This window comes from Nocardia sp. NPDC001965, from assembly GCF_053594175.1.
The window spans coordinates 62,182-87,170 of sequence record NZ_JBSFDZ010000011.1 but is presented as its reverse complement, the minus strand read 5'-3'; the positions used below and the strand labels follow the sequence as shown (position 1 = coordinate 87,170).

The 24,989-nt window shown below is 67.6% G+C and carries 28 protein-coding genes; 18 read left to right on the top strand and 10 right to left on the bottom strand.

Translation table 11 applies throughout. The features are described 5' to 3' along the window. Nucleotides 1–119 precede the first annotated feature (119 nt). The 4 genes from ACWCPQ_RS18005 to ACWCPQ_RS17990 all read left to right on the top strand — a co-directional run bounded on the left by ACWCPQ_RS18005 (nucleotide 120) and on the right by ACWCPQ_RS17990 (nucleotide 5,168). Nucleotides 120–2,255, top strand: coding sequence for a 3-hydroxyacyl-CoA dehydrogenase NAD-binding domain-containing protein (locus ACWCPQ_RS18005; RefSeq protein WP_449900251.1), 2,136 nt, complete (start codon nucleotides 120–122; stop codon nucleotides 2,253–2,255). Between the two features lie 338 nt (nucleotides 2,256–2,593). Next, on the top strand, nucleotides 2,594–3,106 hold the full coding sequence (locus ACWCPQ_RS18000; protein WP_449900074.1) for a PH domain-containing protein: 513 nt from the start codon (nucleotides 2,594–2,596) through the stop codon (nucleotides 3,104–3,106). A 72-nt stretch (nucleotides 3,107–3,178) separates the two neighbouring features. Further along, on the top strand, nucleotides 3,179–3,856 hold the full coding sequence (locus ACWCPQ_RS17995; protein WP_030522487.1) for a response regulator transcription factor: 678 nt from the start codon (nucleotides 3,179–3,181) through the stop codon (nucleotides 3,854–3,856). A 1-nt stretch (nucleotide 3,857) separates the two neighbouring features. Beyond that, complete coding sequence (locus ACWCPQ_RS17990) at nucleotides 3,858–5,168, top strand: sensor histidine kinase (protein WP_449900071.1); 1,311 nt, start codon at nucleotides 3,858–3,860, stop codon at nucleotides 5,166–5,168. 19 nt (nucleotides 5,169–5,187) lie between these two features. Here the strand turns inward: ACWCPQ_RS17990 and ACWCPQ_RS17985 are convergent, their stop codons facing one another. Continuing rightward, entirely contained in the window at nucleotides 5,188–5,739 is a 552-nt protein-coding gene (locus tag ACWCPQ_RS17985) for a GtrA family protein (RefSeq protein WP_449900068.1), read from the bottom strand. Between the two features lie 87 nt (nucleotides 5,740–5,826). Between ACWCPQ_RS17985 and ACWCPQ_RS17980 the strand changes: the two genes are divergently transcribed. From ACWCPQ_RS17980 to ACWCPQ_RS17950, 7 genes are all read left to right on the top strand, one after another. Further along, a complete protein-coding gene (locus ACWCPQ_RS17980) occupies nucleotides 5,827–6,999 on the top strand; it encodes a 5-(carboxyamino)imidazole ribonucleotide synthase (RefSeq protein ID WP_449900250.1) in 1,173 nt (390 codons plus the stop codon). Continuing rightward, nucleotides 6,992–7,519 (top strand): 5-(carboxyamino)imidazole ribonucleotide mutase, encoded by a 528-nt coding sequence (purE, locus tag ACWCPQ_RS17975; RefSeq protein ID WP_449900066.1) that lies wholly within the window; start codon nucleotides 6,992–6,994, stop codon nucleotides 7,517–7,519. Before ACWCPQ_RS17980 ends, purE begins: the two co-directional genes overlap by 8 nt. A 77-nt stretch (nucleotides 7,520–7,596) precedes the next feature. After that, entirely contained in the window at nucleotides 7,597–8,877 is a 1,281-nt protein-coding gene (locus ACWCPQ_RS17970) for a hypothetical protein (RefSeq protein WP_449900063.1), read from the top strand. A 33-nt stretch (nucleotides 8,878–8,910) separates the two neighbouring features. After that, a complete protein-coding gene (locus tag ACWCPQ_RS17965) occupies nucleotides 8,911–9,615 on the top strand; it encodes a TetR family transcriptional regulator (protein ID WP_449900061.1) in 705 nt (234 codons plus the stop codon). 117 nt (nucleotides 9,616–9,732) lie between these two features. Continuing rightward, nucleotides 9,733–10,893 (top strand): acyl-CoA dehydrogenase, encoded by a 1,161-nt coding sequence (locus ACWCPQ_RS17960; RefSeq protein ID WP_449900058.1) that lies wholly within the window; start codon nucleotides 9,733–9,735, stop codon nucleotides 10,891–10,893. 280 nt (nucleotides 10,894–11,173) lie between these two features. Further along, nucleotides 11,174–11,389, top strand: coding sequence for a hypothetical protein (locus ACWCPQ_RS17955; protein ID WP_449900056.1), 216 nt, complete (start codon nucleotides 11,174–11,176; stop codon nucleotides 11,387–11,389). Between the two features lie 78 nt (nucleotides 11,390–11,467). Beyond that, nucleotides 11,468–12,283: an alpha/beta fold hydrolase gene (locus tag ACWCPQ_RS17950; RefSeq protein ID WP_449900054.1), complete on the top strand. Its 816-nt coding sequence runs from the start codon at nucleotides 11,468–11,470 to the stop codon at nucleotides 12,281–12,283. Between the two features lie 114 nt (nucleotides 12,284–12,397). Here ACWCPQ_RS17950 and ACWCPQ_RS17945 read toward each other — a convergent pair whose 3' ends face one another. Further along, nucleotides 12,398–12,985 carry a TetR/AcrR family transcriptional regulator gene (locus ACWCPQ_RS17945; protein WP_449900052.1) on the bottom strand — a complete coding sequence of 196 codons (588 nt, stop codon included), beginning with the start codon at nucleotides 12,983–12,985 and terminating at the stop codon, nucleotides 12,398–12,400. A gap of 63 nt (nucleotides 12,986–13,048) precedes the next feature. Here ACWCPQ_RS17945 and ACWCPQ_RS17940 point away from each other — a divergent pair, with 63 nt between their 5' ends. Then, nucleotides 13,049–13,507, top strand: coding sequence for a VOC family protein (locus ACWCPQ_RS17940; protein ID WP_449900050.1), 459 nt, complete (start codon nucleotides 13,049–13,051; stop codon nucleotides 13,505–13,507). A 3-nt stretch (nucleotides 13,508–13,510) separates the two neighbouring features. On the opposite strand, the gene ACWCPQ_RS17935 is transcribed toward ACWCPQ_RS17940, so the two are convergent. Further along, nucleotides 13,511–14,008 carry a hypothetical protein gene (locus ACWCPQ_RS17935; RefSeq protein ID WP_449900048.1) on the bottom strand — a complete coding sequence of 166 codons (498 nt, stop codon included), beginning with the start codon at nucleotides 14,006–14,008 and terminating at the stop codon, nucleotides 13,511–13,513. Between the two features lie 51 nt (nucleotides 14,009–14,059). Between ACWCPQ_RS17935 and ACWCPQ_RS17930 the strand changes: the two genes are divergently transcribed. After that, nucleotides 14,060–14,713: a hypothetical protein gene (locus ACWCPQ_RS17930; RefSeq protein WP_449900046.1), complete on the top strand. Its 654-nt coding sequence runs from the start codon at nucleotides 14,060–14,062 to the stop codon at nucleotides 14,711–14,713. Nucleotides 14,714–14,797: 84 nt separating this feature from the next. Here ACWCPQ_RS17930 and ACWCPQ_RS17925 read toward each other — a convergent pair whose 3' ends face one another. Then, on the bottom strand, nucleotides 14,798–15,364 hold the full coding sequence (locus ACWCPQ_RS17925) for a Uma2 family endonuclease (protein ID WP_449900044.1): 567 nt from the start codon (nucleotides 15,362–15,364) through the stop codon (nucleotides 14,798–14,800). Between the two features lie 227 nt (nucleotides 15,365–15,591). On the opposite strand from ACWCPQ_RS17925, the gene cutA reads away from it, so the two are divergent. Continuing rightward, nucleotides 15,592–15,918: a divalent-cation tolerance protein CutA gene (gene cutA / locus ACWCPQ_RS17920; RefSeq protein WP_449900041.1), complete on the top strand. Its 327-nt coding sequence runs from the start codon at nucleotides 15,592–15,594 to the stop codon at nucleotides 15,916–15,918. 87 nt (nucleotides 15,919–16,005) lie between these two features. On the opposite strand, the gene ACWCPQ_RS17915 is transcribed toward cutA, so the two are convergent. The 3 genes from ACWCPQ_RS17915 to ACWCPQ_RS17905 form a co-directional block, all read right to left on the bottom strand. Beyond that, nucleotides 16,006–16,293: a GNAT family N-acetyltransferase gene (locus ACWCPQ_RS17915; protein ID WP_449900039.1), complete on the bottom strand. Its 288-nt coding sequence runs from the start codon at nucleotides 16,291–16,293 to the stop codon at nucleotides 16,006–16,008. Between the two features lie 40 nt (nucleotides 16,294–16,333). Beyond that, complete coding sequence (locus tag ACWCPQ_RS17910; protein ID WP_449900037.1) at nucleotides 16,334–17,692, bottom strand: FAD-binding oxidoreductase; 1,359 nt, start codon at nucleotides 17,690–17,692, stop codon at nucleotides 16,334–16,336. A gap of 65 nt (nucleotides 17,693–17,757) precedes the next feature. Next, nucleotides 17,758–18,813: an NAD(P)/FAD-dependent oxidoreductase gene (locus tag ACWCPQ_RS17905; RefSeq protein WP_449900035.1), complete on the bottom strand. Its 1,056-nt coding sequence runs from the start codon at nucleotides 18,811–18,813 to the stop codon at nucleotides 17,758–17,760. A 167-nt stretch (nucleotides 18,814–18,980) separates the two neighbouring features. Here ACWCPQ_RS17905 and ACWCPQ_RS17900 point away from each other — a divergent pair, with 167 nt between their 5' ends. Next, nucleotides 18,981–19,427 carry a GtrA family protein gene (locus ACWCPQ_RS17900; protein WP_449900249.1) on the top strand — a complete coding sequence of 149 codons (447 nt, stop codon included), beginning with the start codon at nucleotides 18,981–18,983 and terminating at the stop codon, nucleotides 19,425–19,427. 50 nt (nucleotides 19,428–19,477) lie between these two features. Here the strand turns inward: ACWCPQ_RS17900 and ACWCPQ_RS17895 are convergent, their stop codons facing one another. The 3 genes from ACWCPQ_RS17895 to ACWCPQ_RS17885 all read right to left on the bottom strand — a co-directional run bounded on the left by ACWCPQ_RS17895 (nucleotide 19,478) and on the right by ACWCPQ_RS17885 (nucleotide 21,532). Then, nucleotides 19,478–20,119, bottom strand: coding sequence for a Type 1 glutamine amidotransferase-like domain-containing protein (locus ACWCPQ_RS17895; protein WP_449900033.1), 642 nt, complete (start codon nucleotides 20,117–20,119; stop codon nucleotides 19,478–19,480). 1 nt (nucleotide 20,120) lies between these two features. After that, nucleotides 20,121–20,957 carry a maleylpyruvate isomerase family mycothiol-dependent enzyme gene (locus ACWCPQ_RS17890; protein WP_449900031.1) on the bottom strand — a complete coding sequence of 279 codons (837 nt, stop codon included), beginning with the start codon at nucleotides 20,955–20,957 and terminating at the stop codon, nucleotides 20,121–20,123. 116 nt (nucleotides 20,958–21,073) lie between these two features. Continuing rightward, nucleotides 21,074–21,532, bottom strand: coding sequence for an HIT family protein (locus tag ACWCPQ_RS17885; protein ID WP_449900029.1), 459 nt, complete (start codon nucleotides 21,530–21,532; stop codon nucleotides 21,074–21,076). Between the two features lie 278 nt (nucleotides 21,533–21,810). On the opposite strand from ACWCPQ_RS17885, the gene ACWCPQ_RS17880 reads away from it, so the two are divergent. From ACWCPQ_RS17880 to ACWCPQ_RS17870, 3 genes are read left to right on the top strand one after another with little or no spacing between them, the layout of a single operon-like run. After that, nucleotides 21,811–22,944, top strand: a complete 1,134-nt coding sequence (locus ACWCPQ_RS17880) for a Re/Si-specific NAD(P)(+) transhydrogenase subunit alpha (RefSeq protein ID WP_449900026.1) — start codon at nucleotides 21,811–21,813, stop codon at nucleotides 22,942–22,944. Next, entirely contained in the window at nucleotides 22,944–23,264 is a 321-nt protein-coding gene (locus tag ACWCPQ_RS17875) for an NAD(P) transhydrogenase subunit alpha (protein ID WP_327148238.1), read from the top strand. Before ACWCPQ_RS17880 ends, ACWCPQ_RS17875 begins: the two co-directional genes overlap by 1 nt. A 3-nt stretch (nucleotides 23,265–23,267) precedes the next feature. Further along, complete coding sequence (locus tag ACWCPQ_RS17870; protein ID WP_449900023.1) at nucleotides 23,268–24,689, top strand: NAD(P)(+) transhydrogenase (Re/Si-specific) subunit beta; 1,422 nt, start codon at nucleotides 23,268–23,270, stop codon at nucleotides 24,687–24,689. The last annotated feature ends 300 nt before the right edge of the window (nucleotides 24,690–24,989 follow it).

Here is a 24,989-nt window from a genome sequence, read left to right as displayed (position 1 = left end):
CTCAATTTTTCCCGCGCGATGTTCGGATCAGGCCCGGAGGCGGCAGCTTGCGTAACCACGCAGGGCCTTCGAACATCGCCTATTCCTCAGGAGATCAGAAAACCGTGAGCGAAGCCAACATGATCGGTTGGGAGAAGGATTCGGACGGCATCGTCGTACTGACGATGGACGACCCGAACCAGGGCGCCAACACCATGAACGACCTCTACAAAAAGTCGATGACCGCGACGGTCGAGCGGCTCGAGGCCGAGAAGGACGACATCACCGGTGTCGTGCTGACCTCCGCGAAGAAGACCTTCTTCGCCGGCGGTGACCTGAAGAACATGATGCAGGTCGGACCGGACAACGGCCCCGAGCTGATGGCCGAACTGTCCGAGATCAAGTCGGCGCTGCGCCGCCTGGAGACCCTCGGCAAGCCGGTCGTGGCCGCCATCAACGGCGCCGCCCTCGGCGGTGGCCTGGAGATCGCGCTGGCGACCCATCACCGGATCGCGGCCGATGTCCGCGGCTCCCAGATCGGCCTCCCCGAAGCCACTCTGGGCCTGCTGCCCGCCGGCGGCGGCATCATCCGCACCGTGCGCATGCTCGGCCTGCAGAACGCGCTCATGGGCGTGCTGCTGCAGGGCCAGCGCAACAAGCCGGCCAAGGCCAAGGAGATCGGCCTGGTCGACGAGCTGGTCGGTTCGATCGAGGAACTGGTCCCCGCCGCCAAGGCGTGGATCAAGGCCAACCCCGAAGGCGGCGTCCAGCCGTGGGACAAGAAGGGCTTCAAGATCCCCGGCGGCACCCCCGCCAGCCCGTCCTTCGCGGCGACCCTGCCGGCCTTCCCGGCCAACCTGCGCAAGCAGATCAAGGGCGCGAACATGCCGGCTCCGCGTGCCATCATGGCCGCCGCGGTCGAAGGCTCGCAGGTCGGGATCGACGACGCCTCGCTGATCGAATCGCGTTATTTCGTGCACCTGCTCACCGGGCCGGTCGCCAAGAACATGATCCAGGCCTTCTTCTTCGACCTGCAGACCATCAACAACGGTGGCTCGCGTCCCAAGGACGTGCCGAAGAAAGAGATCAAGAAGGTCGGCGTCCTGGGCGCGGGCATGATGGGCGCCGGTATCGCCTACGTATCGGCCAAGGCCGGCTACGAGGTCGTCCTCAAGGACGTCACCATCGAGGCGGCCGAGCGGGGCAAGAACTACTCGGAGAAGATCGAGGCCAAGGCACTCTCCCGGGGCAAGACCACCGAAGAGAAGTCCAAGGAACTGCTCGACCGGATCAAGCCGTCCGCCGATGTCGCCGATTTCGAAGGCGTCGACTTCGTGATCGAGGCAGTGTTCGAGAGCACCGAGCTCAAGCACAAGGTCTTCCAGGAGATCGAGGACATCGTCACCCCCGACGCGCTCCTCGGCTCCAACACCTCGACCCTGCCGATCACCGGCCTGGCCGAAGGTGTGAAGCGCCAGGAAGACTTCATCGGCATCCACTTCTTCTCGCCGGTCGACAAGATGCCGCTGGTGGAGATCATCAAGGGTGAGCGCACCTCCGACGAGGCCCTGGCCCGGGTGTTCGACTACACCCTCGCCATCAAGAAGACCCCGATCGTCGTCAACGACAGCCGCGGGTTCTTCACCTCCCGCGTGATCGGCACCTTCGTCAACGAGGCGATCGCCATGCTGGGCGAGGGCATCGAACCCGCGACCATCGAGCAGGCCGGTTCGCAGGCGGGCTACCCGGCGCCGCCGCTGCAGCTGACCGACGAGCTGAACATGAAGCTCATGCAGAAGATCGCCAAGGAGACCGAGGAAGCCGCCAAGGCCGGCGACGCCGCCATGGGCACCGAACGGCACCCGGCCATCGACGTGGTCGACTACATGGTCGAACAGGGCCGTCCGGGCCGCCTCGAGAAGGCCGGCTTCTACGAGTACGACGAGAACGGCAAGCGCCTCAATATCTGGCCGCAGCTGCGCGAGCACTTCAAGACCACCTCCGGGTTCAACGTGCCGCTGCAGGACCTGATCGACCGCATGCTGTTCGCCGAGGCCATCGAAACCCAGAAGTGTTTCGACGAAGGTGTTCTGGAGTCCACCGCGGACGCCAACATCGGCTCCATCTTCGGCATCGGATTCCCGGCCTGGACCGGTGGTGTCCACCAGTTCATCGTCGGCTACCCCGGCGGCCAGGCGGGCTTCGTGGCCCGGGCCGACGAACTGGCGAAGAAGTACGGCAAGCGCTTCGAGGTCCCGGCTTCGCTGCGCAAGTAGGTTCCGGGCCGGTGTGAACCGGCTGTAGAACCTGTCGGCAACCCGTCCCACGTTATGTGGGGCGGGTTGCTGTGCTTTTCGGCGCCGCCTGCGGCGGCGCGGGGTTGAGGCCCCCTCGGTCTCGCCGTTCAGGCCTCGAGACTCGCGCTTCGCGCATGCGCTTCGAGGCCTGAACGGCGAGACGGGCCTCAACCTTTCAGGTGTCTCGTAAAACTCGACTCCGGTGGTTGCGTCGGGTTCGGGGGCAGGGTGGTCTCTTTTGGAAGGGGCGGTGTTCTGAGGGTCGGTGACCGGCCCGGGTCGGGCGTTTCGGGGTTTTTTGGGGGTAATGTGCGGCCATGGGTTATCCGGAGGATGCGCTGGCGCCCGACGAAGAGTTGATCCTGCACACCCACCCGCATTGGAAGATGCTGTTCTGGCCCGTCGCCACGCTGATCGTGGTGACGGCGGTGGCCGGGTTCCTGGGCGGACTGGTGTGGCGTACCGCCGACGAGTCGTGGCGGTCGATCGCGCTGCTGGCTGTTCTGGTCGTATGGCTGCTGATCCTGGCGTGGCGGAGTATCGCGCCGATCGTCAGCTGGAAATCGACTCATTTCATCGTGACCGATCGCCGGGTGCTGGTCCGTGAGGGTGTGATGACCCACACCGGTATCGATATCCCGATGACCCGGATCTCGAGTGTCCAGTTCCGGCACGGGCTGGTCGATCGGATGTTCGGGACCGGGGAGCTGATCATCGGATCCTCGTCCGAGGAACCCCTCGAATACAGCGATATCCCGGATGTGGAGCAGGTGCACGCACTGCTCTATCACCAGGTCTTCGAGGCCGCGCCCCGGTACGGCGGCTTCTGATCCGAGCACCGCCGGACGGTGTGCCGGGCGTGAGGCGCCGGGCTCCGCGGCCGCGGACCGTAATCTTGTCGCATGACCGCCGTATTGCTGGGCGAAGACGACGAGGCCATCGCGGCGCCGCTGTCCCGGGCGCTGGGCCGCGAAGGGTATTCGGTGACCGTGGAGAGTTTCGGTCCCGCGGTATTGGACCGCGCACTGGAAGGACACCATGATCTGCTGATCCTCGATCTCGGGCTGCCGGGAATGGACGGGCTGGAGGTATGCCGTCAGGTACGGGCCCGGGGCGCCGAGATGGCGGTACTCATGCTCACCGCCCGCACCGACGAGGTGGATTTCGTGGTCGGGCTGGACGCCGGCGCGGACGACTACGTCGGTAAACCGTTCCGGCTGGCCGAACTACTGGCCCGGGTCCGGGCGCTGCTGCGACGTAGCGGGATCGGTGACGACACCGTCGAGGTCGGGGGGATCCGGCTGGAACCGGCGGCGCGGCGAGTGCTGGTCAACGGGGTGGAAGTGGGGTTGGCGAACAAGGAGTACGAACTGCTCAAAGTGTTGATCGACCGGGCCGGTCAGGTGGTGCCCCGGGAGACGATCCTGCGTGAAGTGTGGGGTGACGCGGAGCTGCGCGGATCCAAGACGCTGGATATGCACATGTCGTGGCTGCGCCGCAAGATCGGCGACGAGGGCCCGATGGCGGAGCGCCGGATCGTCACTGTGCGCGGTGTCGGTTTCCGGTTGAACACCGACTGACGTGCGGCGGCGGATTCTGCGGTCGATGCTGACCGTGCTGATGTTGACCACGGTCGTGCTCGGCCTGCCATTGACGTACACGGCCTGGCTGTGGGTGGAGGACATCACCCGCAACGATCTGCGCAGCCGGCTCGAACTGATCTCCGCGGAGGTGATCGGCCAGGAGCACGGCAGCGGGGTGATCAGTGGCGGGTTGGATCTGCACACGGTGCAGCCGCTGGTGCCCGAAGGTGGCCGGCTCACGGTCGTCTATCCGGCGCCGGAGGATACGGCGGTGAAGGTCGAGGTCGGATCGTCGACAGTGGACGACCCACTGGTGGAGTCGCTGTCGATGGGCACCGATGTGTCGCTGCGGCTGGAGGTGCCGGCCACTCCCATGGAGGCCCGGCAGCGGCAGGCGGTGGCCGGGGTGGCGTTGGCCGTGGCCATCTCGCTGGCGGCGGCGATCACGGTCGCCATCGTCACGGCACGCCGGGTCGCCGACCCGATCCGGGATGTCGCCGCGCGGGCGGCCCGGCTCGCGATGGGCGATTTCCGCCCGGATCCGCGCCGGCACGGTATCGCCGAACTGGACCGGGTCTCCGATGTGCTCGATTCGGCGACCGTCGAGATCGCCGGCCGCCTGCAACGCGAACATGCCCTGGTCGCCGATGTCTCGCATCAGTTGCGCAGCCGCCTGACCGCGGTGCGGCTGCGCTTGGACGAACTGTCCGCCCATACCGATCCGGATGTGGTGCACGAGGCCGAGGAAGCCATGGCTCAGGTGGACCGGCTGACCGAGGCCATCGACGATCTGGTCCGGGCCTCGCGCGACGAGGACGCCACCGACCGCGATCCGGTACCGGTGATGGACGAACTGCGCGGCATCGTCACCGAGTGGACGCACCCGTTCCGGGAGGCCGGCCGCACGTTGCACCTCACCGGGGACGAATCGCTGCGCGCCCCGATCTCCGGTTCCCGGTTGCGGGAGGCGGTGACGGTGCTGGTCGACAATGCGCTGATGCACGGCGGCGGTACCTGCACGGTGTCGGTGCGCACGGTGCGGCCGGGGCAGGACCGGGAACCGCTGGTGTGTGTGCAGGTGGCCGACGAGGGCGAGGGGGTCAGCGACGATCTGGCGCCGCATATCTTCGACCGCGGTTTCTCCGGCGCGGGATCCACGGGTGTGGGCCTGGCGCTCGCGCGGGCATTGATCGAGGCCGACGGAGGCCGGTTGGAACTACAACGCCGCCGGCCCGCGCTGTTCGCCGTATTCCTCGGGAAACCATTGGCCACGCGGGTAGAGAACCGGGTGGTGGGAGAGCCTCGATAGGGGATGGGCAGCTCGGGGCTCAGCTGCCGAGCCGGCGCCGGTCGTGTTCCTCTTCGACGTACTCCTCGAGCTTCTCCAGCATCTGGTCCACCTCGTCGGGGAAGACCCAGCGTCGCATCGCCCAGTACCGGAATGCCATCTGCAACAGGTTGCCGATGATGTAGGCGCTGATGAAATCGGCGATGTTCTCCACCATGAAACTGACCGTGGGCTGGTGGAGCTGGAACGCGTAGCGGGAGATGTAGAGCGGGAGCATGCTGAGCACCACACCCACCCCGCTGACCGCGAAGAACAGCAGTGCCTCGTGATGGCGTTCGCGGCCGCCGCGGTTCTTGAACGACCACTCTCGGTTCAGGATGTAGGAGGCGATCACCGCGATCACGCCCGAGATGATCTTCGCGGTGACCGGTTTCTCCTCCAGAACCGTCCATTTCAGGGCGTAGAAGATTCCGCCGTCGATGACGAACGTGGTCGCTCCGACAATGGCGAACTTGATGAGCTCGCGTTGGCGGAAGGCGATCTCCTGGAGGGGCTGCGGGAGGACGCGAACCACGTCGTCGACGAATGACACAAGACCGGAGCATACCGCCAGCCGGTGTTCGCGCAGGACGTGACAGTATTTACCGACGTGAACGCACGTAGTTTCGACCCTGCCGCGATGCCGACCGTCGCCATGATCGGTGGCGGCCAGCTGGCGCGGATGACGCATCAGGCGGCCATCGAGCTGGGGCAGCGGCTCCGGGTGCTCGCCGAACGGCCGGACGACCCGGCGGCTCAGGTGAGCCCCGATGTGGTGATCGGCAGCCATTCCGACCTCGGCGCGTTGCGCCGGGCCGCGACCGGCGCGCACGCGCTCACCTTCGACCACGAGCATGTGCCCACCGAACATCTGGAGGCATTGGTCGCGGAGGGGGTGAACGTCCTCCCGCCGCCGCAGGCGCTGCGCTTCGCGCAGGACAAGCTGGCCATGCGCCGGGAGCTGTCCGCGCGCGGGCTGCCGGTGCCGGCCTTCACCGTCGTGGAGTCGGAGGCCGAGGCGGTGGGCTTCGGGGAGGAACACGGCTGGCCGATCGTGCTGAAGGCGATCCGCGGCGGATACGACGGCCGCGGGGTGTGGATGCCCGAGACCGCCGACGAGGCGGCGAAGATCACCGCCGGGCAGCTCGCCGCGGGTGTGCAACTGCTGGCCGAGGTGCGGGTCCCGCTGAAACGCGAACTGTCGGCCATGGTCGCGCGCTCCCCGTACGGTCAGGCCGCGACCTGGCCGGTGGTGGAGACGGTGCAGCGGCGCGGTCAGTGCGCCGTGGTGATCGCGCCGGCGCCCGATCTTCCCGAGGAACTGGCGGCCGAGGCCGAGGAGCTCGCGTTGCGCCTGGCGGCCGATCTCGGCGTGGTGGGAGCGATGGCAGTCGAACTGTTCGAGACCACCGACGGAACCCTGCTGATCAACGAGCTGGCGATGCGCCCGCACAACTCCGGTCACTGGGGGATGGACGGTGCCCGCACCGGGCAGTTCGAGCAGCATCTGCGTGCGGTGCTCGACTATCCGCTCGGCGACACCCGCCCGCTCGCACCGGTGACGGTGATGGCGAATATTCTCGGTGCGCCCGAAGCGCCCGCCATGTCGATGGACGAGCGACTGCATCATCTGTTCGCCCGGATGCCGGACGCCAAGGTGCACCTGTACGGCAAGGGCGAACGCCCGGACCGCAAGATCGGGCATGTGAACGTGCTCGGTGACGAGGTCGCGGTGGTACGGGAACGAGCCGAGCGGGCGGCGTATTGGATGTCGCACGCGGTATGGACCGATGGATGGGACCCGCATGAGTGACGTGGTGGAAGGCAGTGTTCCGGGCTCCCCGGCGGTCGGGGTGATCATGGGCAGTGATTCGGACTGGCCCACCATGGAGGCGGCCGCCGAGGCGCTGGCCGAGTTCGGGATCCGGTTCGAGGTGGGTGTGGTGTCTGCGCATCGGACTCCGCAGCGCATGCTCGACTACGCCCGCGCCGCCGCCGGGCGCGGCATCCAGGTGCTCATCGCGGGTGCCGGTGGTGCCGCGCACCTGCCCGGCATGGTCGCCTCGGCGACCCCGCTGCCGGTGATCGGGGTACCGGTACCGCTGAAGTACCTCGACGGGATGGATTCGCTGCTCTCGATCGTCCAGATGCCCGCCGGGGTGCCGGTGGCGACGGTGTCGATCGGCGGTGCCCGGAACGCGGGCCTGCTGGCCGCCCGGATCCTGGGTGCGCAGAACCCGGCGCTGCGCGAACGGATGGAACAGTTCCAGGCGGGTCTGGAGACGATGGTGCTGGCGAAGGACGAGGCGCTGCGCGCGCGTCTGCTCGGCTGATCACGCTTCCCGGGGACGGCCGCTGCCTCACCGTTCCCGGGAAGTGGGGTACACCTGCGCGGCCTACGATCCTGTCGGTGTACAGGCTCGACAGTCAGGCGGTGCCGATGGCGGAGTTCCCGTTCGACCGGGTGACCGCGAACGAGATGTCCTTCACCGAACGCGACGAGCGCTACCGGCTGTTGCACGAATGGCCGCAGCGCTCCTGCCCACACCGGTCGGGTCTGCGGATGATCTGGAAATACGACGATGTGCGGGAGGTGCTCGCCGCCGGTGATCCGGAGATATCCCGAGACAATTCACTGGACCCGCTGGTCGGCTATCCACGGATCGCCGCGACTCCACGAGCGCTTCCGCATCTGTTCCGGCATCTGGTCCCGTTGCCCGCGAAGGCGACCGCCGATCTGACCGATGAGCCCCTGCACGACCGGGTGTGGAACACCATGGCCGGGCCGTCCGGCCATTTCACGATCCGGGCCACCGACCGGCCGCGGCATATCGCGGCACTGACAGAGCATTTCCACGCCGCCCTCGCCACCATCGCACCGTCCGGCCCGGAGCTGGATGTCACGGCGCTGTCCATCGCCTATGCCACCCGGGTGACCGGTTCCGCGGTGGGGTTGCCCGCCGGCGAGTGGTCGCGGGTCGCGGTGTGGAGCGGTGCGCAGTCGGGACTACTGGGTCGGTCGATGCGGGGCCGGGAGCTGGCCGGCGCGGTCGCCGCGCTGGGACAGTTGTTCACGGTGAGCGGTCGTGCCGTCGATCACGGTCTGCGCAGCGATGCGGTCGGTTTCGCTGCCCGCCTGCGCGATGCGGGGATCCCGCGCCGGGTGGCGGTGTCGGCGGTGGCGAATTCGCTGGCGGCCGGGGTACACACGGTGAGCGGCAGTATCCAGCAGGGCGTCGCCCGGCTCCTGCACGACCCCGACCGGGAATGGTGGCGGCTGCTGGCCGAACCGCGGACCGCGACCGAGGTGGCTGTCAAAGTGCTGCAGCTGGACCCGGGGCTGGTGGCCTGGAAACGACGGATCCGGCGGCCGCTCACACTGACCAGTGGGACCGAGCTCCCGGTGGGACCGGTGCTCGTCATGTTCGCGGCGGCCAATCGCGATCCGGCGGCTTTCCCGGACTGCCTGAGTCTGCGTCGGGGCGGAAAGCTACCGCTGACATTCGGTTTCGGCGCGCATATCTGCCCCGGCAAACAACTCGCCACGCTCGCGGTCGAGGTTTTTCTGCACCAGCTGTACCTGCTCGCTCCCGGGACGCGGCCCGTCGAGGTCGGCCCGCCGCCGCGTCGCCGTGCCGACCTGCTGTTCAGCGGAGCCGATCTCCATATCGCGCTCGACGGACGGCTCTGAGGGCGGCGCGGCCCCACTCGCTACGGTGGCGCCATGGACAACGAGGAAACCGTCCGCCGAGTCGGCGGCGCCGAGCTCGTCCGTTTCCGGCTCGGTGTCGTGGACGAGGCGTTGCGCTTGTTCGCGGACCAGGGCTACGAGGCGACCTCGGTGGACGAGATAGCCGAGGCGGCCGGGATATCGCGGCGGACGTTCTTCCGGCAGTTCCGGTCCAAGGAAGATGTGATCTTCGCTGACCACGAGGCTCAGCTGGCTGCCGCGCAGGAATATCTGCAGCAGGCGCAGATCGACCCGTGGGATGCGGTCTGCGAGGCCGCGGTCGGCGTCTTCGAGCGGTTCACCCGCTGGCGCGATATCGCCGATCGGCGGTACCGCGTGGTGCGCCGGGTTCCGGCGCTGCGCGACCGGGAGATCGTCACCGTCTTCCGTTACGAGCGCCTGTTCACCGATTACCTGCGTGAGCGGCTGCCCGATTCTCCCGATCTGGCGCGGGTCCAGTTCGCGGCCGCGGTGACCGCGACGCACAACTACCTGCTGCGCCGGATGATCCGCGGCGAATCGGCCGCCGGCCCCGCCGATCTGCGGACCGCGCTGAGCGAGATCCCCCGGGGTGGCCGCCGTCCCGGCGGCGAGGATGATCTGGTGCTCGCCGTGTTCCGCCGTGACCTGCCCGCCCGGCATGTCGCCGAACTGCTGCGGCAGCGCCTGGGTAGTTTGGCAGAAGCACCCACCGACTGACACTGAGTGCCAAGATGCGACGAGCGACCACGGATCAGCACGCGGTATACTGGGCCGAAGACTTGACACTGAGTGCCGAATATTGGCACCGCCCCGTACGCAACAGGAGTGAACCCAATGGCGGGAAACCCGGATTTCGATCTGTTCAAGCTGGCGGACTTCCACGATGAGCTGCGTTCGGCCATCCGCGCCCTGTGCGAGAAGGAGATCGCCCCGCACGCCAAGGACGTCGACGAGCACGCCCGTTTCCCCGAGGAAGCCCTCAGCGCCCTCAACGCCGCCGGTTTCAATGCCGTCCACGTCCCCGAGGCCTACGGCGGCCAGGGCGCTGATTCGGTGGCGACCTGCATCGTCATCGAAGAGGTGGCCCGCGTCTGCGGTTCCTCTTCGCTGATCCCGGCCGTGAACAAACTCGGCACCATGGGCATGATCCTCAACGGTTCCGAGGAGCTCAAGCAGAAGGTGCTCGCCGATATCGTCAACGGTGAGATGGCCTCCTACGCGCTCTCCGAGCGCGAAGCCGGCTCCGACGCGGGCAGTATGCGCACCCGTGCCCGGCAGGAGGGCGACGACTGGATCCTCAGCGGCTCCAAGTGCTGGATCACCAACGGCGGCAAGTCCTCCTGGTACACGGTCATGGCCGTGACCGACGCGGACAAGGGTGCCAACGGGATCTCGGCGTTCCTGGTGCACAAGGACGACGAGGGTTTCGTGGTCGGCCCGCTCGAGCACAAGCTCGGCATCAAGGGTTCCCCGACCGCCGAACTGTACTTCGAGAACTGCAAGGTTCCCGGCGACCGCATCGTCGGCGAACCCGGCACCGGTTTCAAGACCGCCCTGCAGACCCTCGACCACACCCGTCCCACCATCGGCGCGCAGGCCGTCGGCCTGGCCCAGGGTGCCCTGGACGCCGCGCTGGCCTATACCAAGGACCGCAAACAGTTCGGCAAATCCATCGCCGACTTCCAGAACACCCAGTTCATGCTGGCCGATATGGCCATGAAGATCGAAGCGGCCCGGCTGATGGTGTACACCTCGGCCGCCCGTGCCGAACGCGGTGAATCCAACCTGGGTTTCATCTCGGCCGCCGCGAAATGCTTCGCCTCCGATGTGGCGATGGAGGTCACCACGAACGCGGTGCAACTCTTCGGTGGCGCCGGCTACACCACCGATTTCCCGGTGGAGCGGATGATGCGCGACGCCAAGATCACCCAGATCTACGAGGGCACCAACCAGATCCAGCGGGTGGTCATGTCCCGCGCTCTGCTCAAGGGCTAGTTCTCCGGATCGAACTGTCCGGCAGGCGGCCCGGAGTCGTGTCCGGGCCGCCGCCGGGCAGCCCGGACATGCCGTCACCCGGCCCGGGTGACGGCGGCCGGTCGAAACCTTCCGCCGACGGTACACAGCGGGAGCAAGGGATTTCGTCGGTACGCTCGCGGTATGGGTGGGGATTCATGGGTGCTGATCGTCACCATCGGCCCGCTGGTGCTGTTCGGGTGGGCGGCTGTTCGGGCGAAGCACCGCGGCCTCGGGGGCGTTCGTCGGGCCGTTTCAGGAGATGTTCGATCCCGGCGCGGCGCGAGCACAGATCGTCATCGAGGAGATCGCCGAACTGCCTGATCCCGGAGACTCCGGCGACCCGGATGACGACGACCCGGATGGCGGCGACCCGGATGACGACGATGCGCCGAACAAGGCGGTGTACAAGTGTGGGCGGTTCTATCTGGATCTCGACAAAGCGCGGCGGCGTGGAGGCGACGAAACCCCCGGGTGAGCCGGCCGAATATTGTGCCAGGGGCAGTGTCAGCGCAGCATCAGCGGAGTGTCAGGGCGGGTGCCGATAGTCGTTGTCATGACGAAGAACAGCAATTCCCCGACCGGGTGGACCGGCATGGTGGCGGTCGACGATACGGCCCTGGCGGTCACCGATACCGGCGGCTCCGGGATCCCCGTGGTCTATCTCAACGGCCAGTTCGCCACCCAGGGTTACTGGAAGAAGGTGATCGCCGAACTGGGGCCGGAGTTCCGGCACATCACCTATGACGAGCGAGCTCGTGGTAAGTCGAAGCGTTCCGCGGACTATTCCTTCGAGGTCGCCGTCCGGGATGTGGACGCGGTGCTCGCGGCCCGGGGCGTGGACGGACCGGTTCTGCTGGTGGGCTGGTCCTACGGTGCGTTCGTCGGGGCGCACTGGGCGAGCCGCAATCCGGAGCGCACGACGGGCGCGGTCCTGGTCGACGGCGCGTTCCCTTACGACTGGCTCGACGAGGCCATGGAACGGCGGATCCGCAAACTGTTCAAACGGCTGAGCTGGTTTCTGCCGCTGCTGCGTCCGACGGGTCTGGCGCCGCGGATGACCGCCGAACAGCAGGCCGAGAGCAATATCGAGGTCGGCCGGATCTCGCGCGAGCGTGAGCTGGGCCCGGTGCTGGACGCCATCACCGTTCCGGCGCGGTATGTGGTCGCCTCGGGGACGTCCTTCGGCAGTCGCGGTGACGAGCAGGAGAAGATCCGGGCCGGCCTGGACTCCGCGCTGGCCCGTAACTCGAATATCGAGATCAGCGCGAAGGTGGCCAGTGATCACGGTGCTGTCCTTCGCAAGGATTTCCGTGCCGTCGCCGACGCCGTCCGCGAGATCGCTGCGCGGGAAGACTCGTCGAGCCGATGACCCGCGGGTCGGCGACTACTGGGCCGGCGGCATTCGCCGAAGAGGCGAACGGTGCTCGGTCTCTTCGTCTCGCCGGATATCCCGGGGCGGCGACAGCGGTGGCCGCGGATCGGGTCATCGATCGGTGCGGACCGTTTCGAGGATCCGGCGCAGCGTGGCCAGAGTGTCCGGGAGGGCGTCGGGACCGGGAGCGGTGGCGAGCCAGAGGGCGGCTTCGTTCATGGCACCGGACAGCAGATGGGTGAGCGGCGGTATGGGCTGGGGCGGGATGACCCCGTCGGCGACCAGGGCGGTGAGGGCTTCCTCGAGATGGCGGGCGGAGGCGGTTTCGTCCATGGCCCGCCACTCCTGCCAGCCCAGGACCGCGGGGCCGTCGATCAGCATGATGCGCTGGATCTCGGGGGTGGTGCAGGTGGTCAGGAAGGTTTCGCAGCCGGTGACGAGCTGGGTCCACGGATCGGGTTCGGCATCAGCGGCGGCGGCGACCCGGACGCCGACCTCGTTCTGGACATCCGCCAGGACGGCGCGGAAGAGGGCGAGTTTGCTGTCGAAGCTGTGATAGAGCGCGCCCTTGGTGACCCCGGCCGCGGCGACTATCTCCGAAAGACCCACGGCGGCATAACCCTTGGTGGCGAAGAGCTGCCGGCTCTCGTGCAGCAGAGTGTGGCGGGTCTGTTCCCGCTGCTGGGCGCGCCCGATCATCGCGAACCTTCCGTTGACATACCGACGGTATGCGACCTAGCGTAGTTCGCATACCGTCGGTATGTGAAAACTCGTGCGAAAGAGGTCCCCATGGCACTCAGCAGCTTCTACCCGGTCATCGGCACCACCCGGATCGCGCAGGCGCGTGATTTCTACACCCGCTGGTTCGGATTCGAGATCGTCTTCGACGCCGACTGGTACGTCAGCCTGCGGCGGACCGAGGGCGAGCGGCAGTACGAACTGGCCCTGCTCGATCCCACACACGCGACCGTGCCCGAGAACTACCGCAGGCCCGTCCAGGGTCTGCTGCTGAATTTCGAGGTCGACGATGTCGATGCCGAATGGGAGCGTCTGGTCGTCCGAGGTGGGCTGCCGGCCGAACTCGACATCCGCTCGGAGGATTTCGGGCAGCGGCACTTCATCATCGCGGATCCGAGCGGTGTCCTGATCGATGTCATCACCGAGATACCACCGGCTGCCGAGTACGCCGAGCAGTTCGCCGCCGGGTCCACGGCCGGGTGATGTTCAGTTCGCTTCCCCGCCCCCGGCCCGGGGCTCGCCGGAACCGGACCTCCGGAAGAGCAGCGGCGGGGGGAAATCCCTGGAGACGATCCGCGTACCGGACCACGGACATATCGTGCGGCTGTCGCGCAGATGCTCGCCGACGCGCCCGTCCACGATGGTGACATTGCGGGCGGGACACAACCCGGGGCAGCCGATACCGGTAATCGAACCGGCACGGTCGCGGTGGACCGGACTGCGCAGCTGACGTGAACTGATCCACGGCGTGTGTCCGCGCCGGCAGACGGCGCTCTCGGTGACTTTTATTCCGACCCAGGGGCATTCGCCGGGCACATTGCGCCAGTGCTCGGCCACCCGGCCGCCCACCACGGTCGTCCCGTGCAGGCAGTGCAGTGTCTCCGGGCATCGGTACAGGCCGGTGGCGGTCTTGGTGACGAGCATCCCGATATGGATCCAGGGCTCGAGCAGGCAAGCGCAGTCGGAACCAGCTGGTTGAGGCATGCGGTGTGGTTCGGTGTGCCGGCGTTGCCGGATGGGCGGACAATGGACCGAATGACATCCGATGTGTATGCGCGGCTCGGCGATCCGGGCGAACTCCGGGCGCGGCTACGGCACATCTACTGGATCGGTGGTGGAAGCGGCGCCAGGAAGTCGGCTGTAGCGGCGCGTATCGCGGCCCGGCACGACCTGCGGGTGTATTCGACCGATGCCACCATGGCCGACCACGCTCGGCGCAGTACACCCGGCGACGCTCCGCGTCTTTCCGAGTTCATGAGCATGAGCATGGACGAGCGCTGGGTGAACCGCACTCCGGAGCAGATGCTCGAGACTTTCCACTGGTTCCGGGGTGAGTGTTTCGGGGCGATCATCGACGATCTGCTGGGGATATCCGATCGTACTGTCGCCGAGGGGTTCCGCCTGCTGCCGGAACTGGTGGCGCCCCTGCTCGCCGACTCGACCCGGGCGATCTGGCTATTGCCCGGACCGGCATTCCGCCGGACCGTGTTCGCCGACCGCGGCTGGGAGATTGCCTGCCGTACCGGCGATCCGGCTCGCGCGCGGCGAAATCTGCTGCGACGTGACGAGATGTTCACCGACCGCGTACGCGCGCGGGCCCATGATCTGAGTCTGCCGATACTCGAAGTCGACGGATCACTGACGATCGGCGAAACGACCGATCGGATAGGGCGTGCGTTCGGTCTGTGACCCCGGGCGGGCCGATGTCGAATGCGCTGATCCTGTGGATCCAGTGCCCTCGTCAGAGGCACTCCCGCGATTCCAGGTGCGGGGTCAGATCCGGCCGAGATCGATCTCGACGGTGAACGGGGCGGAAACCCGGACGATCCCGGTGAACATCTCTCCGGTCCGATAGGACCCGGTCGCCGGGTCGAGGATGTAGGTGTAGATCAGCGGAACTCCGGTCGCGGCGTGTTCGATTCGCCAATAGAACGCGATACCTGCCCTCGCGTACTGCTCGACTTTCACCAGCCGGTCGGTGGTCTCCGAGCCCGGCGAGACGACTTCGGCGACCAGCAGCACGTGCTCGGGGCGGGTCGGCGTGATGTCGATCGTATCCGCGCGATACACCACCACGTCCGGCCGCCGGTTGTTGAGCGGAACATCCTGGAGCCGGACATCGAAATCCGTATCGGCGTTCCAGTCCGCTCCGGCCGCTGCGTCCAGCGCGTTCGCCAGGATCCTCGCAAGACGGTTGTGCCGTTTCGACGCGCTGGGGCTCACGACGACCATTCCGTCCACGATCTCGATCCCCGCACACTGCTCCTCGGACCAGGAGTCGTACTCCGCTGGTGTGATCTGCTCGTGCATCCACGCGGGGGCTATCGTCTCGGCGCTCATGACGCTCCTCCCGGACACCTGTCGGGCGGGCTCTGTCCCGCTGCACGAAGTCTACTGTGTCGCGCTGCCACTGCCCTGTTCCCGAGTTGTGGCCGCCGCGAGCATTCAGAGCTCTGGTCGCGGCGGCGCGACGACAGGCACCCGCTTCGGGTAGGCGGTCACGAGCACGGTGTTCTGGTCGCAGGCCGCCTCGGCGTATCTCGCCGACCTCGTGGATCATGTAGGCCGTGAGCGATAACGATCTTGTGGATGTGACCATAAGCGGACCCGACGAGGAATGGCTGGCCGAGTTCACCCACCGGCTCGTCACGGATCGGCTGGCGGCCTGCGGGAACATCTTTCCGGATGTGCGGTCCATCTACCGGTGGGAAGGTGCGGTGGAAGACGCGTCCGAGGCGGTCGTCGTACTGCACACCCGGGCGTCGCTCGTCGCCGCGATCGTCGAACGGGCCAATTCCGAGCACCCCGACGAGGTTCCGCAGGTCGTCGCGGTACCGGTTGCGGATGTGAACCCCGCCTACGGGCAGTGGATCCTGGACGAGACCGCGAGCTGAACGCCAACGTTCCCATATCCGGCCGGGTGGCTCGGGTCCGCTACGCAGGCCCGGCCAGGTGATCCGGGTTCGGTGAACGGTCGTATGTCAGCGATGGACCAGATCGGCGTATTCCGGATGCGCGCCGATGTAGTCGTCGACGTACCAGCAGGTGGCCGCGACCGCGAAGCCGGCGGCGCGGGTCTCGTCGAGTGCGTACTTCACCACCTGCGCCGCCACACCCCGTCCCCGGAACTCCGGAAAGGTGATGGTGTGGTGGAAATTGCGGACCTTCGGCGACTCGGTCTCCGCGTAGTCGGCGTAGCCCGCGAGGTCTCCGTCGAGGTAGATCTCGAAGCGGGTGTCGTCGGCGTTGTGCCGCAGTTCGGTACTCACCTCCGATGGAACCCCGGGCCGGGGGTGGTTTGTTCCGGTATCAGAGGACGGCGCCGGGGTTGAGGATGCCGTGCGGGTCCAGAGCATGTTTGATCCGCCTGGTCAGGTCCATCACCTCGGGTCCCAGCTGATCCGGCAGCCAGGCCTTCTTGAGACGGCCCACACCGTGTTCGCCGGTGATGGTGCCACCGAGCGCGATCGCCAGATCCATGATCTCGCCGAACGCGCGGTGCGCGCGTTCGGTCTCGTCGGGATCGGCCGGATCGTGCACGATGAGTGGATGGGTGTTGCCGTCCCCGGCATGCGCGATCACCGAGACGGTGACCTTGTTCCGCTCGGCGATCTCGGCGATACCGGTGACCAGATCGCCCAGGCGGGGCAGCGGTACCCCCACATCCTCGAGCAGGAGCGGGCCGAGCCGTTCGACGGCGGGGATCGCGTAGCGGCGGGCCGCGGTGAACGCCTCGCCCTCGTCCGCGTCGGCGGTGTGGAACGCCTCGGTGGCCCCGGCGGCCCGGCAGGCTTCCAGTATGACGCGGGCCTCCTGGGCAGCATGGTCGCCGGGTGCGTCGGACCGGGCGACCAGCAGCGCGGCGGCGCCACGATCCAGGCCCATTCGTAGTTCGTCCTCCACCGCGTTGATGGCGACGGTGTCCATGAATTCGAGCATGGCCGGGCGCAATGCGCCGGTGACGGCGAGGATCGCCTCGGTGGCGGCGGTGAGTGTCGCGAACGAGGCGACCACGGTGCTCTGCGCCGGCTGGGCGGGGAGCAGGCGCAGGGTGACTTCGGTGATGATGCCGAGTGTGCCCTCACTGCCGACGAACATCTTGGTGAGCGACAGTCCGGCCGAATCCTTCAGCCGGGGACCGCCCAGCCGGACCGCCGTGCCGTCGGCCAGTACGACTTCCATCCCGAGCACATAGTCGGTGGTCACGCCGTATTTCACGCAGCACAGTCCACCGGCGTTGGTGGCGGCGTTACCACCGATCGAGCAGATCTCGAACGACGAGGGATCCGGTGGATACCACAGGCCGTGCTCGGCGACCGTTCGTTTGACCTCGGCATTGAGCAACCCGGGGCCGACAACGGCGGTCCGGGTGACCGGGTCGACGCTGATCTCGCGCATCCGCTCGGTGCTCAGCACGATCCCGCCGTCCACCGCCGTCGCCCCGCCGGAGAGTCCGGAGCCCGCGCCGCGTGGCACCACCGGGACCCGGTGTTCGTCGGCCCAGCGCAGCGTGGCGGACACGTCCGCGGTCGTGTTCGCGCGGACCACGGCCACAGGTGTGCCCGCCGCCGGGTCCTTGGCCCAGTCCTGCCGGTATCCGGCGAGGACATCGGGGTCGGTGAGTACCGCGCCGGCGGGGAGGCGGTCGATCAGTTCACGCAGGTCCACGCCCCAACGCTAACCGTTCCGGGGCCGGGGCGGGGTCCCGTCCGCGCGGACGGGACCCCGCGATGTCACAGGCCGTGCCCGCGCGAAGCGTTCACCGACTCCGCGAGCTCGGCCTCCCCGGCGGTGCCGAAACCGGCCCGTCGCACGGCGACGGCGTGCTCGAATTCGGCTTCCACCAGATCGGCATTGATCTGCGCTCCGGCCGTCGCGCCCGCGGCGGCGGCCGCCCCGACCTGGGCGGCCACATCGGTGACATTGCCCGCGGCCCAGACCCCCGGCACCTCGGTGCGGCCGGTGGCGTCGGTGGTGAGGTAGCGGCCGAACCCGGCGGGGTGGTCGACCGCGGTCAGCCCGAGACCGTCCAGGAATCCGGACCTGGCCACCATATGGGTGCCGACGGCGACGACCTCGCGGGCGATCACGGTGCCGTCCGCGAGTCGGATCCCGGTGATCCGGTCGTCGGTGATCTCGATCCCGGTGATCTTGCCCGGTACCACCCGCACACCGCGGGCGGCGAGGCGTTCGGCGGCTTCCGGGGTGGGGTCGGGCTGGTCGTGGGTGAAGTACACGACGTCATCGCTCAATTGCCGGAACAACTGCACCTGATGCATGGATATCGGCCCGCGACTCAGCACCGCGATCGCCCGGTCGCGTACCTCCCAGCCGTGGCAGTACGGGCAGTGCACCACATCGCGGCCCCAGCGTTCCCGCAGGCCGGGGATATCGGGGAGTTCGTCGGTCAGTCCGGTGGTCACCAGCAGCCGCCGGGCCCGGACCGTTCGTCCGTCGGCCAGAGTGATCACGAAACCTGCCCCGTCGCGGGCCGCGGCGGTGATCTCGCCGGACACCACGTGCCCGCCGTAGCGGCGCACCTCGGCACGGCCGGTTTCCAGTAGTTCCGCCGGCGCTATCCCGTCGCGGGCCAGTAGCCCGTGCACAGCGTCGGCGGGCGCGTTGCGTTGTCGTCCCGCGTCGATCACCACCACCGTGCGCCGCGAGCGGGCCAGCATGAGTGCCCCGTTCAGCCCGGCCGCGCCGCCGCCGGCCACCACCACGTCGTAGTCGTTCTCCAGTTGCTCGGTCACCGTGACCACCTCCTCGTCGCCGACTATCCGGTTCATCGAGGAAACTGGCAAATAAATTTGCTGTATCGGCAATTAGTTGAGATCCGAACAAGGCGGGGTAGCCCGGAAGCCGCGCCCGAACTGTGGGTTTGCCGGACGCTCATCTGCCGGTCACCTGATCCTGCGAGGCTGGCGCCGTGCAGGATCTGGTGACGAACGCTGATATGGGGGAGATCCGGTTCGCCCGATGGTGCGCGAAGCTGGTCGCGCGCCTACCGTGGGGGCTCAGCCGGATCGTCGCCCCCACGTTCCTCGGCTTCGCGCTGATCAACGGCTTCACCTTCGGCGTCGATCTGCTCATCCTCACCGCCATGCGCAGCGGATTCGGCCTGCCGGGCTGGCTGTCGGTATCGGTGGGCTACATCTGCGCCTTCGCGCTGGCGTTCTACCTGAACCGGCGGCTGAACTTCCGCTCCCACGCGCCGGCCGGTAGGCAGGCGGTGGTCTACGTTTTCGTCGTACTGATCAACTACCTGGTCTTCGTCCTGGGCGTCGGGGCCGGCCTGGCCGCGCTCGGTGTGCAGTACCACCTGTCCCGCCTACTGGCCGGGGCCTGCGAGGCGGGGTACATGTACTCGGCCATGCGCTGGGTGGTATTCCGGCGAAACTGAACCGGCCCGATCGGTTCGGCGGTTGCGCCGGGAGCCGGCCCGGTGCCGGATCAGCCTGTGTACAAGTGGGTTCCGCTACGGTCGCGGACCACCACATCACTGTCGGTGAGCGGCCAATGCGGGGTGCCGGCCGCGCGCAGGCGGGCGGCGAACTCGTCCCCGGCGCCCTCGGGATCGGTGGGCGAACCCAGATGCGGGACTATCGGGCGGTCGATCACGCCGAGGCCGTCCCAGATCGGTTCGATCCCGCAGGCCGGCAGCACCTCCGCCGGATCGTCGGCGGTCTCCAGGCCGGTCAGGTCCGGGCTCAGCACACAGGCACCCGCGCTGTAACCCGCGTAGAGCAGTGTGTCCGCGGCCAGCAGCTCCGGGATGATCCGGTCGGCGCCACTGCGCGCGAATTGGGCACGCAGCACGAAGGTGTTCCCACCGCGCACCCAGACCGCAGGGAACTGCGCCAACCGACGGCTCAATTCGGCAGTGCGCCCGGCATATTCGCGCAGGTCGACCTCTTCGGGTCGGAAACCGAGTTTCCGCAGCGGTATCAGTTCGCTGGTCAGGGCGGCCGCACGCGCCCGGCCCCAGGCATCACAGGCGTTGGCGATCACCGCGATCGGACCCGGTTTTCCGGCCAGTGCGGTGAATGCATCGTAGTGCGCGCCGAATCGGTAGCTCGCCAGGAACAATCGCATCTCAGATGGTGAACGCGAGATTGCGAACCACCCGGCGGCCCAGTTCCGCGTCACCGCGGAAGGTGATCCGGGCCAGCGCCGCTTCGGCGTCCACCCGGCCGCCGCCGAGCCGGACCAGCAGACCGGAGTCCAGCCCGAGGGTCACGGTGGGTTCCCCGGCCGGTGTGTCCACATAGCCGGCCCGATCGGCGACCTCGATATACAGCGTGCGGGCGAGTGGTCCGGTGAGCTCCAGGGAGATCAGCGAACCCGCCGGTGCTTTTCCACGTTTCGCGACCACCCGGGGTAGCGAATACGCGAATTCGGCGAAGGCGAGTTCACCCCGGGCGCCGCCCTCGTCCACCTCGCTGCCGAGGGCGTCGGCGATATCGAGTTCGTGCATCCAGCAGTCGAACAACCGCACCCGCATGAACCGCGCGTAGGGGACCTCGCCGATGGGTGAGGGGGACGGTGCGGTCCATGCCGCATCGTCCATGGCGGCTAGTGCCGCGCGGCGGCGGTCGGTCACCTCGCGGTACAGGTCGAGCAGTTCGGTGCCCGGCCGCGGCCGCAAGCGTTGGACCCAGATCTCGTTGAGCGCGCCGATATCGTTGCGGACGTGCGGCAGAGTCTTCACATCGATTTCGGGGGCCTGCGGATCACGAGCCGGGGGTTTGTCGCCGAGCAGCAGCGATTCGGTGCCGATCACATGGCTCACTACGTCGAAGACGGTCCACCCCGGCAACGGTGACGGGGTGCGCCAGCGGTCCTCGTCGAGATCGTCGACCAGGGCGGCGAGGGCGGCGAGCTGTTCGGACAACAGCGTGGTGAGCTCGGTCCGGTCGGGAGTGTCGGTCATCGGGTCCTCCTTCGAGGTGGTACAGGCGATCTGTGGAGCCGCAGTGCAGGCCGGGGCCTCGCATCGATCGGCAGTGTCCTCCGTGCACCGGTCGGAAACCGGGCGGACGCTGCCGGTCAGGCGGCGGGGTCGCCCCCGGCTCCGGTCTCCGGTTCCAGGGCGGCCAGATCCGCGCGCAGTGCGGCGGCGACGCGCTCCGGTTCGTGCGAGCGGCGCAGGACGAGGCCGGTCGCCAACCGGAATTTGTCGCCGTGGCTGCGGGGAATCACGTGCAGGTGGACGTGCGCGACCGTCTGGAACGCGGCTCTGCCGTCGTTGATCAACAGGTTCGCGCCGTCGGCGGCGAACCCGGGACCCTGTACGGCCCTGGCGATCCGGTGGCCGACGCGGAACAACTCGGCTCCGGTCTCGGCGTCGAGTTCGGACAGGTCGGTGGCATGCCGTTTCGGGATCACCAGGGTGTGCCCGCGGGTGATCGGCCGGATATCGAGGAACGCGGTCACGGTGTCGTCCTCGTAGACCCGGTGGGCCGGCGCGGCGCCGGCCACGATCCGGCAGAAAACGCAGTCGCTCACCTGCCGCACTCTACGGCGTAAGGGCGAATCGGTCCCGCTGTCCGCCGATCGGCTTGGCAAACTTTTCAAACTCTCGGGCACGCTTCTGCGGATATGGCCCGTGATCAGGATTTACCGATGCGAAGACAACCGCACGCCGCTGCGGAATGTGACGGGCATCTCAGCTAATCTCACTTCGGCCGATGTACGGTTGCCAGGATTTCGGGCGGTGGTGTCCCAGGACACCTCCGCCCGCGCCGTTGATCGGCGGCCGAATAGCAGGAGAGGGAAGCAGACTAGTGGAGACAACGCAGGCCGTAGGCGATTCGTCGTCGCGCGGGGCGCGTGTCGGTGTCGTTCGCGAATCCGCCGCGGGCGAGCGGCGGGTCGCCTTGGTTCCGAAGATCATCCCCACCCTGCTGAAGCAGGGCGTGGAAGTGGTGGTCGAAGCCGGAGCCGGAGCGGGCGCGCTCATTCCCGATACCGCCTACGAGGAAGCCGGTGCCAGGATCGGGGATCCGTGGTCGGCCGATGTGGTCGTCAAGGTGGCCCCGCCCAGCGATGCCGAAGTGGGCAAACTGTCCTCGGGACAGACGCTCATCGGATTCCTCGCCCCGCGCAACGCCGACAACCAGATCGACGCGCTGCAGAAGGCCGGTGTGCAGGCGTTCGCGGTGGAGTCCATTCCGCGGATCTCGCGCGCCCAGGTGATGGACGCACTGTCCTCGCAGGCCAACGTGGCCGGGTACAAGGCTGTACTGCTGGCGGCGTCGGAATCGACCCGTTTCTTCCCGATGCTCACCACCGCGGCCGGAACCGTGAAACCGGCGACCGTGCTGGTACTCGGTGTCGGCGTGGCCGGGTTGCAGGCGCTGGCCACCGCGAAACGCCTCGGCGGCCGCACCACCGGCTACGACGTACGTCCCGAGGTCGCCGACCAGGTGCGTTCGGTGGGCGCCCAGTGGCTCGATCTCGGTATCGACGCCGCCGGTGAGGGCGGTTACGCCCGCGAACTCACCGATGAGGAGAAGGACAAGCAGCAGCAGGCACTCGAGGACGCCATCAAGGGTTTCGACGTGGTGATCACGACCGCGCTGGTTCCCGGCCGTCCGGCACCGCGATTGGTGACCGCCGCCGCGGTGGCCGGGATGAAACCGGGCAGCGTCATCGTGGATCTCGCCGGCGAGACCGGCGGCAACTGCGAACTCACCGAGCCCGGGCAGACCGCGGTCAAGCACGATGTCACGATCTGCTCGCCGCTGAACCTGCCGGCCACGATGCCCGAGCACGCCAGTGAGCTGTACTCGAAGAACATCGCCGCGCTGCTGGAACTGATGCTCGCCGACGGCGAACTGAAACCGGACTTCGCCGACCAGGTGCTGGCCGATTCCTGCGTCACCCGTGACGCCGAACCGACAACGAAGGCGCAGTGATGTACACCGAGCTGCTGGCGAATATCGCGATTCTGGTGCTGTCCGGATTCGTGGGTTTCGCCGTGATCTCCAAGGTCCCCAATACTCTGCACACCCCGCTCATGTCGGGCACCAACGCCATCCACGGCATCGTGGTGCTCGGTGCGCTGGTCACCCTCGGGCGGGTCGAGGATCCCTCGATCGGGGTGCAGGCCATTCTGTTCGTGGCCGTGGTCTTCGGAACGCTCAACGTGATCGGTGGTTTCGTGGTCACCGACCGGATGCTGGGCATGTTCAAGGGCAAGAAGCCCGCCGCGGGTGCCGAGAAGGCAGGTAAGTGACCCATGGACAATCTGGTCGATATTCTCTACATCCTGTCCTTCGCCCTGTTCATCTACGGTCTGATGGGGCTGACCGGTCCGAAGACCGCGGTCCGGGGCAACTGGATCGCGGCGGCCGGTATGGCGATCGCGGTGGTCGCCACGCTGATCGCGGTGCGGGACAGCACCAACTGGATCCTGATCGTGGCGGGCCTGATCGTCGGTGTGGCGCTGGGTGTTCCACCGGCGCGCTACACCAAGATGACCGCGATGCCCCAGCTGGTGGCGGCGTTCAACGGTGTCGGCGGCGGTACGGTCGCCCTCATCGCCTGGGCCGAATTCATCGATACCACCGGCTTCTCGGCCTTCCAGCACGGCGAGGAACCGACGGTGCACATCATCGTCGGCTCGTTGTTCGCCGCGATCATCGGCTCGATCTCCTTCTGGGGTTCGCTGATCGCGTTCGGCAAACTGCAGGAGATCCTGCCCGGCCGCCCGATCGGCCTCGGCAAATTGCAGCAGGTGGTGAACCTGCTGCTGCTGGTGATCGCGGTCGCGGCCGCGGTGGTCATCGGGCTCGGTGCCGCCGACGGCGGTGTCTCGCAGCTGTGGATGGTCGGTCTGCTCGTGGCCGCCGGGGTGCTGGGGCTGATGGTGGTGCTGCCCATCGGTGGCGCGGACATGCCGGTGGTGATCTCGCTGCTCAACGCGCTCACCGGGCTGTCGGCGGCGGCGGCCGGTCTGGCGCTGAACAACACCGCCATGATCGTGGCCGGCATGATCGTCGGCGCGTCCGGCACCATCCTGACCAACCTGATGGCCAAGGCCATGAACCGGTCCATCCCGGCGATCGTGGCAGGCGGTTTCGGTGGCGGCGGCGGTGCGGTCGCCGGTTCCGGTGGCGGCGAACAGAAGCAGGCCAAGGCCACCTCGGCGGCCGACGCCGCGATCCAGATGGCCTATGCCAACCAGGTGATCGTGGTGCCCGGCTACGGTATGGCCGTCGCTCAGGCGCAGCACGCGGTCAAGGAAATGGCGGGACTGCTCGAGGCCAAGGGCGTCGAGGTCAAGTACGCGATCCATCCGGTCGCGGGCCGGATGCCCGGTCATATGAACGTCCTGCTGGCCGAGGCCGAGGTGTCCTACGACGCCATGAAGGAAATGGACGATATCAACGGCGAATTCGGCCGTACCGATGTCGCCCTGGTCATCGGCGCCAACGACGTCACCAACCCGGCGGCCCGCGAGGATTCCGCCAGCCCGATCTACGGGATGCCGGTCCTCAATGTCGACCAGGCCAAATCGGTGATCGTACTGAAGCGTTCGATGAACAGCGGTTTCGCCGGTATCGACAATCCGCTGTTCTACTCCGACCACACCTCGATGCTGTTCGGCGACGCGAAGAAATCCGTCGGCGCGGTGACCGAGGAGTTGAAAGCGCTGTAGTCACGGGAGCAGCACGGTCCCGGGTTCCGCGGTCGACGACCGCGCCCGGGCCGTGCTGCTGTTGTACCGTCGGTCGATGGCGAGTCCCGGAGCGAAACTGTTGCAGTCCGCTGGTTCGTCCGGTCGCCGATCTGGTTGTTCCGGGCCCGGCTGGGATTCCTGTTCGGGTTGAGCGGAATCATCGAGGAGGCGACCGGGCAGGGGATCGAGACCGTTTCGCTGGTCGAATCGACGCTCACTGCCCAGGGTCTCGGCGCGGCGGGTGCCGTGGTGAAAAACAGGTGGACGCTGCCCGGGCCC

Bases quoted from the DNA above. Each gene is read 5' to 3' on its own strand.
- ACWCPQ_RS18005 (WP_449900251.1), top strand. From the start codon at position 120: ATGATCGGTTGGGAGAAGGATTCGGACGGCATCGTCGTACTGACGATG.
- ACWCPQ_RS18000 (WP_449900074.1), top strand. From the start codon at position 2,594: ATGGGTTATCCGGAGGATGCGCTGGCGCCCGACGAAGAGTTGATCCTG.
- ACWCPQ_RS17995 (WP_030522487.1), top strand. From the start codon at position 3,179: ATGACCGCCGTATTGCTGGGCGAAGACGACGAGGCCATCGCGGCGCCG.
- ACWCPQ_RS17980 (WP_449900250.1), top strand. From the start codon at position 5,827: ATGCCGACCGTCGCCATGATCGGTGGCGGCCAGCTGGCGCGGATGACG.
- purE (WP_449900066.1), top strand. From the start codon at position 6,992: ATGAGTGACGTGGTGGAAGGCAGTGTTCCGGGCTCCCCGGCGGTCGGG.
- ACWCPQ_RS17965 (WP_449900061.1), top strand. From the start codon at position 8,911: ATGGACAACGAGGAAACCGTCCGCCGAGTCGGCGGCGCCGAGCTCGTC.
- ACWCPQ_RS17960 (WP_449900058.1), top strand. From the start codon at position 9,733: ATGGCGGGAAACCCGGATTTCGATCTGTTCAAGCTGGCGGACTTCCAC.
- ACWCPQ_RS17955 (WP_449900056.1), top strand. From the start codon at position 11,174: ATGTTCGATCCCGGCGCGGCGCGAGCACAGATCGTCATCGAGGAGATC.
- ACWCPQ_RS17950 (WP_449900054.1), top strand. From the start codon at position 11,468: ATGACGAAGAACAGCAATTCCCCGACCGGGTGGACCGGCATGGTGGCG.
- ACWCPQ_RS17945 (WP_449900052.1), bottom strand. From the start codon at position 12,985: ATGATCGGGCGCGCCCAGCAGCGGGAACAGACCCGCCACACTCTGCTG.
- ACWCPQ_RS17935 (WP_449900048.1), bottom strand. From the start codon at position 14,008: ATGCCTCAACCAGCTGGTTCCGACTGCGCTTGCCTGCTCGAGCCCTGG.
- ACWCPQ_RS17930 (WP_449900046.1), top strand. From the start codon at position 14,060: ATGACATCCGATGTGTATGCGCGGCTCGGCGATCCGGGCGAACTCCGG.
- ACWCPQ_RS17925 (WP_449900044.1), bottom strand. From the start codon at position 15,364: ATGAGCGCCGAGACGATAGCCCCCGCGTGGATGCACGAGCAGATCACA.
- ACWCPQ_RS17905 (WP_449900035.1), bottom strand. From the start codon at position 18,813: ATGAACCGGATAGTCGGCGACGAGGAGGTGGTCACGGTGACCGAGCAA.
- ACWCPQ_RS17900 (WP_449900249.1), top strand. From the start codon at position 18,981: ATGGGGGAGATCCGGTTCGCCCGATGGTGCGCGAAGCTGGTCGCGCGC.
- ACWCPQ_RS17895 (WP_449900033.1), bottom strand. From the start codon at position 20,119: ATGCGATTGTTCCTGGCGAGCTACCGATTCGGCGCGCACTACGATGCA.
- ACWCPQ_RS17890 (WP_449900031.1), bottom strand. From the start codon at position 20,957: ATGACCGACACTCCCGACCGGACCGAGCTCACCACGCTGTTGTCCGAA.
- ACWCPQ_RS17875 (WP_327148238.1), top strand. From the start codon at position 22,944: ATGTACACCGAGCTGCTGGCGAATATCGCGATTCTGGTGCTGTCCGGA.
- ACWCPQ_RS17870 (WP_449900023.1), top strand. From the start codon at position 23,268: ATGGACAATCTGGTCGATATTCTCTACATCCTGTCCTTCGCCCTGTTC.